Genomic DNA, 7621 nt, shown 5'->3' on the forward strand with positions numbered 1-7621 from the left:
CATAAAAAAACGTCACCCTTTCTCATTTATATTATGTAAGAAAGAATAACGTTTTTTGGTACTTGGGGGTAGTGAAAATTCTTAAGTTGATGGGCATGGCCTCACCATACCATTTCGGGAAAATTGTACGTTTAGACACAATTTAGACACATTTTAACCCTGCAAAAAAATCCTTCATGTAAAACAATTACAAAATTCTACATGAAGAATGGAAGTACTCTATAGTTTCCAATGTACTTTATATTGCATTCTCTTTTAGCAAAAAAGGTACATATCGTTCTAATTAACATACAAACTTTAAAATTTTTCAACAGAATTTATTATCTTTTTTACTTGTTTGTATATATCTCCTCCATATTTTGTAGCATTAATGCAAGTAACTTGTGGAAGTTTAGAAGAAACTTCTTTTAGTTCTAAAATATCATTATCAATGAATACAATTTTTTGTAATTTAATATGAAACAACCTAGCAATCTTTTTAATTGAAGTTGATTTGTTGTTAGAACTTAATTGTGGTAATACGAAGTATTTTTCTATTCCAAGTTGCTTTAGCTTGGCTAATCCCTTAGTATAGTCAGTTTTACTAGCAATAGACTGTATGATACCCAAATTATGAAGAGACTGAATCGTTTGCAAGGTATTTTCTCTTAATGTTATAGTTTCTTCTTTTCTTAAATCTCCATTCCATATAGTATTATCTAAATCCCATACTACACATTGAATGTTTTTTTGGTTTTTAATAAATTAATTGTTGTATGTATGTCATCTGAATAATTTAAATCGATTTCATCTGCTAATTCTTTTAAATCATGATGAAGGATATGACGTTTTTCATCATCTGTTCCCTCACTAAAATCATGCACATCATTTGTAACAAAATATATTTGATCGTAATCACATTGATTGTTATTGTTAAATTTATTTGAGAAATGTTCATACATACTAAAGAAAATCACAGCATCCCCCATACTGTTTTTGTGTCCAAAGGGTTTCTTTTTTTGTAATCCAAACTCAATCACCATGGTTTTTAATTGTGGATTTGTTAACTTTATTGGTGTTACTTTGTTTTTTATCAAGTGCTCAATATCTTTACATAGAGATGGGTTTTGGATATTTGTATTTAAATGTATTTGAGATTCGATCTTTTCTAATGACTGGTGATACGAATTATCGGTAGGTTCATAAAAGTATTTAATAAACGATTTAGCTTGATCCAATGTCTCTTTTGTAGTTGTGAGCTTTTGCTGTAGGATACTTGTATAGTGACGATTCCATTCTAGTAAGACTTGTTCTGGAGCAAATAAAATAATTTTATTCGCAGCTATTAATTCCTCCATTTTTCGAAAAGTCTGAACTCCTTGTTCGCTTCCATTTAAAAAATTCAACCAAATATTCGTATCTAAAATGAATGCAGTTGGTTTATCCCATATATATTTCATTTCATTCTCCTTTTTAAAATACACCAACGCTTGTTCTCCATGAATAAGCGCTGGTGTACTTTTTGTAAATTAGAAACGGCAAAAGGAATTGTATAAAATCGCTACTTGTTAAGGATGAAAAACATTAACATTAGTTTATTTTAGAATATTATAGAGATTTAGCTATGTGGAGATTGTACAGATTTTAATGTAGTTAAAAAAGGATACATATAATCTATGAGATGAATGATACAATCAAAATAATACTCAAAACTTTTCAATGGAAATAAACTCATATTTCGTACAGAATCAGTGAAGTTACTTTGATGAAATTCACGATGTTTTTTTAAATCCTTGAGTGAAGAGGTTTCTATATTTTTCTCCGTAAGCATTGTTTGAAATATGCTTAAATGATTAGGTTGTATTAAGTCTTGTAGGTGTATCATTTGAGCATCAATAAGTGAATGGATATCAAAAAAATCCTGCGATCTTGCTCGTTTAAATTTTTCTGGTGTATCCCCTATATGAGGTGAATGTGCTAGAATTCCTATCATTTTTTTACATAATAAAATAAAAGGAGAAGGAGCTTCCAATGTATAGTTATGGATTTTATATTCCTGTTTTTCTATAATTGGTCCTTCCCATTTAAAGTCAATCTCAAAAAATTTCTTTTTATTTGGTAACATTATAATGCTATCTTTGCATCGAGCCTCTTTTTGTTCCTTGGTACTACCAGGGTGATTACATATTTCTTCATATTCATGTAAATCCATGAGCTGAAAAGTATATTTATAAAGAATTTCTTTAGGGTCGAATAAATTTTCAGATGAAAATTTATTATGTAAATTTAGACTTCTAATCTCTAATCTTGAGTTTAATACTTTATACTTTTCTTTTGAAAAAGCCTCATCAAAATTTTTCTCCAATTCAGTTTCTAATCTCACATATTCATGAGGTAATATGGGGGATTCTAAAGATAAATCTAAATCTACAGAAACTCTATTATGAACATTATAAACTAAGTTCAAAACACTTCCCCCAGTTAATACCGTTTTATCTACAAAAATATCACTAGATAAAAGGGCACATAAAGACAAGTTTTGAAAGTGTTGAATCTGTTTTTGTATGTTTATTTTATTTTTAACGCGGGATTTTGGGTGTTGTTCATCCTTATCTATTTGATTGAGCCCATGTGTATAAATAAACATCGGAGATTTTTGATTGTTCATTTTTAGACTCCTACTATAAATTTTTTAATGCATCAATCAGGTGTTAAAAATTTATCTTTTATACAAAGGACTCTATTATATTGCTACATTTTTCACACTAGCAAGTGCCGCTTGAGATCCTAACGCAAGTCCCACTGGCCATGTTTTGTGTACAACAATTTCAGATCCTTCTGTGCGAACCGTTTTTCTAGTGACAAACATATTATCCCCTACATTTTCTGGAATAATCCCATGTAAGGCATCTGTTCCTAATGATGCAAACCAAATATTTGTAGTTGATTTATCTTTTATACAATGTGTTGGTTGAAAATCATTGATATAAATCTTCCAGCCATCAAAAGAAGATTTTCCATCTATTACTGGTGGAATTTGATCTCTATTATAATAAGCTTTTCTAATCTGTTCATAACCTGATTGATTGGTGAAAATAACGCCAGATTCGCCTTCTTTCACACGAATTTGACCCTTAGCACGATCTAAATCCTCTAATTTTAAGGTATTACCATTTAGATCTGTGACGTTACTTGGTTTGATAAGTTGTGTAAACCCGAGAAAACCATTGGATCCAGATTCTAATTGCTCACTAAATTTATATAATAACTGACGTGTAGCTAAATGCTCTTCGAGTTTAACCAAATCATTTGTATACGAATAGATATCTTGTCCTTTATATGCAACTAAAAAACTAGTAGCTAATTCACTCATAGGGAATGTGATTGGCTCATCTGGGATTGTTGTATTGTCTGGGATTGGATCTCCAAACCCAATAATAGATGCTGGGGTCAATTCAGGTGTTCGTACATATCTTAGACTATCTCCTTCAACATGATGAAATGGGAATACTTCTAGGTGTTGCAAGCGTTTTGGACTATTTTCTAATAAGCCTTTTGTTAATTCTAAAATAGATAAAAATTGTGCTTGTGCATTTAAAGCCATATTCTATCTCTCCTTTATACATAATAAATGTAATACTAGTTTTCACCTTATGCTAGAGAACATTAAAATATGTAAAATTTAATCGCTTCTCTAGTTGATAAACTTTTTATAATGAAAGGAGTAATCAGCAAAAGGTTAGGTTCTTTTTTTGTGTACAGAAAATTGTATATTTCTGTACACTTTATTTTTTAGTAAAAAACACTACAATTTTTCCTATTATCGTGTCCATAAACAGTGTACAATTATGTATGTTCAGATATCTATCTAAAATTAAATTATTGAACAGGGAGAGACTATAAATTGAAAATTGGTTATGTTCGTGTATCAACTGTAGATCAAAATTTGGATTTACAAATAGATGCTTTAAAGGCGTATGGATGTGATGAAATATTTGAAGATAAGTTGAGTGGCATCGCCGGAAAAAGGCCCGGCCTTGAAAAAGCTCTTCAATATGTGAGACCTGGTGATTCTCTTGTAGTCTGGCGACTTGATCGTTTGGGAAGAACGATGCATCATCTTATCCAAATTGTAAATGAATTAAATGAACAGGGTGTTAGTTTCTATAGTGTACAAGAAAATATCACGATGGATCGCTCTAGCGCTACAGGACAATTGATGTTTCACTTATTTGCTTCTTTTGCAGAATTTGAAAGAAACCTCATTCGTGAACGGACAGAAGCGGGAAGAATTGCTGCAAGGGCTCGGGGACGTTTTGGTGGAAGACCTGAAAAGTTAGGAGAAAAAGAACAACAAATGATACAAACACTCGTGTCTAAGAAAACCCCAATCAAAGATATTGCGCAAATATTAAAAATTTCTCGTACAACGGTGTATCGTTATTTACAAAAGTAGGAGGATGTTCAGATGGCGACGAGAGAAGTTCTGACTCAAACGCAACGAGAATACTTTTATAAATTATCAGACCAGGTGAGTGAACGAGAGCGGATACGATACTATACATTATCTGAAGAAGATATACAAATCATCCGTCAACAACGTGGAGCAACGAATCAATTAGGTTTTGCGTTTCAACTGGCGTATTTACGATTCCCTGGGCGCCCATTCGCTTCTGGAGAAAAAATACCCGATTTCCTTGTATCATTGCTTGCAAAAAGATTAGGAATCGTTCCTGCAGCTATACATAATTATGCGAAAATTCGCGATACAACAAGGAGAGAACACATCAGCAAAATTCGAAAACATTTTGGATTCCGTTCTTTTACCTTACGAGAATATCGAGAATTAGCAAATTGGCTTCTTCCAACTGCTATGGGAACCGAGAAAGGTCTAGTCTTAGTTGATCTTTTGATACAAGAAATGCGAAAAAGAAAAATCATTCTTCCTGCCATGTATGCCGTAGAACATTTAGTTTGGGCGGTATGTGAACGTGCAGAAAGGCGAACGTTTAAAAAATTAACAAAAGCGTTATCTCCACAACAACTTTTACAATTAGACCAGCTATTAACAAAGTCTGCAGATAAACATATTACGAATTTATCCTGGTTACGAAAACCACCTGGGACGGTTTCTCTTAAAAATTTTCATAAAATATTAGATCGCGTTCAATTTATTCAAAGGCTCGCATTACCATTAGAAAACGGACAAGAGATTCACCAAAATAGATTACTACAATTAGCTAGGGAAGGCTCTCGATATTCCACCCAACATTTGTCTCGATTCCATTCCATGAAACGGTATGCAACTTTAATGGCATTTTTAATTCATATTTATGCTTTTTTAATCGACCAAGGTTTATATGTAAATGAAAAATTACTTGGGCGCATGTTTAAAAGAGGAGAAAAAATACATAACGATTCGTTTCAAAATGACGGAAAATTAATTAATGAGAAAATCCGTTTATTTGCAAAGCTTGGGAAAGTTTTAATTGAAGCAAAAGAAAGGGAACAAGATCCTTTTGTATCTTTACAAGCTGTTATACCATGGGACCAATTTGTTTATTCGGTAGAACAAGCGGAAGCGTTGGCGAGGCCTGCAGAATTCGATTATTTAGAATTACTGGATACCTATTATGGACAATTTCGCAAGTTTGCCCCCCGACTTTTACAGATTTATACGTTTCAATCTTCTGGTATCACCCAAACATTATGTGAAGCACTTGAAATCTTAAAGGAACTGAATACATCTAAAAAAAGAAAAGTTCCTGAATTTGCTCCCATGGATTTTATAAAATCAAAATGGTTGAAACATGTTTTAAAAGAAGATGGCATTGACCGTCATTACTATGAATTTAGTGTATGGACAGAATTATGTAATCACCTTCGTTCGGGAGATATATGGGTACCAGGAAGCAAACAATACAAAAACTTTGATGAGTACTTATTACCAGTACAAACCTGGGAAGAAATCAAAAGAAAACAACAAATTCCATTGTCTATTGCTACAAATGTAGATGAATATTTACAAAATCGATGCGGATTGATGCAAGAACAATTAACAATGGTAAATCAACTCATTCGAAACCAAGAATTATCGGATGTTTCTGTTTATGGCGGTCACATCCAAATTCCATCTTTAAAAAAGGATGTTCCAGACGATGTGGCGGATATTACAAGGGCTATTTATGATGTATTACCACGTATTAAATTAACAGAACTATTAGTAGAAGTAGACTCTTGGACCCGTTTTAGTCAACAGTTTGTACATCTTCATACAAAAACAGGGCCAAAAGATGAAACTGCATTATTTGCGGCGATTTTAGCCGAGGGGATTAATCTTGGATTAAGTAAAATGGCTGATGCATGTCCTACTGTTACCTATACACAACTTGCTTGGATAGTAGATTGGTATATCAGTGATGAAAATTATACAAAAGCTCTGGGAGTCTTATCAAATTTTCAACGGCAAAATAGGCATGCTGCCCATTGGGGCAATGGAACCACTTCTTCTTCAGATGGACAATATTTTAGGTCAAGTGGTGCTTCTAGTCCATTAGCTCAAGTGAATGCCAAACATGGAAGAGATCCTGGCCTAAACTTCTATACTCATATTTCAGACCAATACGATCCTTTTTATGCTCAAGTCATTAGTTCTTCTGAGGAAGCGCCTCATATTATAGACGGATTATTATACCATGAAGCCGATACTAGAATTGAAGAACATTATACGGATGCTGCTGGATTTGTAGATCATGTATTTGCTATGTGTCATATGTTAGGGTTTCGATTCTCTCCGAGAATTAAAAGTATAGATAAGACGAAAATTTATACAATCGACAAGCCTACCTATTATCCAGAGCTAAACTTTATGATTGGCGGCACCATACAAATGAAACATATACGAGACAACTGGGATGCATTATTGAGATTAATCAGTTCTGTGCAAAATGGAACGGTTACTGCATCGCTTATTTTAAAAAAGTTAGCATCTTATCCACGGCAAAATAGTTTAGCGGTAGCATTACGAGAAATTGGACGTATAGAAAGAACATTATATACATTAGAATGGCTGCAAGACCCTGCACTGAGAAGGCGAGTTCAAGTCGGACTCAATAAAGGAGAAGCGAAACATTCGCTTGCACGAGCCGTGTGTTTTCATCGATTAGGAGAAATACGTGATCGTTCTTATGAAGATCAATTGCATCGAGTGAATGGTCTGCAGTTATTAATTTCTGTAATTGTCATTTGGAATACAGTGTATATCGAAAAGGCGATTGAATTATTACGATCTCAAGGAATGGAAATTCCAGAAGAATATGTGCAACACATTTCTCCATTAGGTTGGGAACATATTGCATTAACAGGTGATTATATCTGGAATGTACAGAAAAAAACATCGATTCATCATTTAAGACCTTTGCGAACAAAATATGTAAGAAATAGATACTAACACCCATTACCGATTCCCTATGTAAATACGGAATCGGTAAAATGTGTCTAAATTGTGTCTAAACGTACAATTTTCCCGAAATGGTATGGTGAGGCCCATGCCCATCAACTTAAGGATGGATACAAAACCAAATATTGTTCATTTGAACTAAAATCTCCCCAAATGGAGGGATTTATTAAAAATAAGCACGCA

6 protein-coding genes are annotated in these 7621 nt (G+C 33.2%); 2 read left to right on the plus strand and 4 right to left on the minus strand.

Annotated elements, in window-relative coordinates:
* Positions 1-297: 297 nt before the first annotated feature.
* From ASE54_RS26725 to ASE54_RS26740, 4 genes are all read right to left on the minus strand, one after another.
* Positions 298-741 carry an HAD-IIIC family phosphatase gene (locus ASE54_RS26725; RefSeq protein ID WP_319018151.1) on the minus strand — a complete coding sequence of 148 codons (444 nt, stop codon included), beginning with the start codon at positions 739-741 and terminating at the stop codon, positions 298-300.
* Positions 711-1439: a PIN domain-containing protein gene (locus ASE54_RS26730; protein WP_103656266.1), complete on the minus strand. Its 729-nt coding sequence runs from the start codon at positions 1437-1439 to the stop codon at positions 711-713. The genes ASE54_RS26725 and ASE54_RS26730 overlap by 31 nt, the downstream gene beginning before the upstream one ends.
* Before the next feature lie 158 nt (positions 1440-1597).
* Entirely contained in the window at positions 1598-2647 is a 1050-nt protein-coding gene (locus tag ASE54_RS26735) for a nucleotidyl transferase AbiEii/AbiGii toxin family protein (protein WP_001064652.1), read from the minus strand.
* Positions 2648-2722: 75 nt separating this feature from the next.
* Positions 2723-3583 carry a hypothetical protein gene (locus ASE54_RS26740; RefSeq protein ID WP_001196890.1) on the minus strand — a complete coding sequence of 287 codons (861 nt, stop codon included), beginning with the start codon at positions 3581-3583 and terminating at the stop codon, positions 2723-2725.
* 300 nt (positions 3584-3883) lie between these two features.
* Between ASE54_RS26740 and ASE54_RS26745 the strand changes: the two genes are divergently transcribed.
* Positions 3884-4435: a recombinase family protein gene (locus ASE54_RS26745; protein WP_000690668.1), complete on the plus strand. Its 552-nt coding sequence runs from the start codon at positions 3884-3886 to the stop codon at positions 4433-4435.
* 12 nt (positions 4436-4447) lie between these two features.
* Positions 4448-7429 carry a Tn3 family transposase gene (locus tag ASE54_RS26750; protein ID WP_000235461.1) on the plus strand — a complete coding sequence of 994 codons (2982 nt, stop codon included), beginning with the start codon at positions 4448-4450 and terminating at the stop codon, positions 7427-7429.
* Positions 7430-7621 lie beyond the last annotated feature (192 nt).

The sequence above is a fragment of the Bacillus sp. Root131 genome, assembly GCF_001429475.1.
GTDB classification, from domain to species: domain Bacteria; phylum Bacillota; class Bacilli; order Bacillales; family Bacillaceae_G; genus Bacillus_A; species Bacillus_A thuringiensis_S.

What these genes read in the sequence shown, in the direction of transcription:
- ASE54_RS26730 (WP_103656266.1), bottom strand. Translation starts at nt 1,439, where the DNA reads ATGAAATATATATGGGATAAACCAACTGCATTCATTTTAGATACGAAT.
- ASE54_RS26735 (WP_001064652.1), bottom strand. Translation starts at nt 2,647, where the DNA reads ATGAACAATCAAAAATCTCCGATGTTTATTTATACACATGGGCTCAAT.
- ASE54_RS26740 (WP_001196890.1), bottom strand. Translation starts at nt 3,583, where the DNA reads ATGGCTTTAAATGCACAAGCACAATTTTTATCTATTTTAGAATTAACA.
- ASE54_RS26750 (WP_000235461.1), top strand. Translation starts at nt 4,448, where the DNA reads ATGGCGACGAGAGAAGTTCTGACTCAAACGCAACGAGAATACTTTTAT.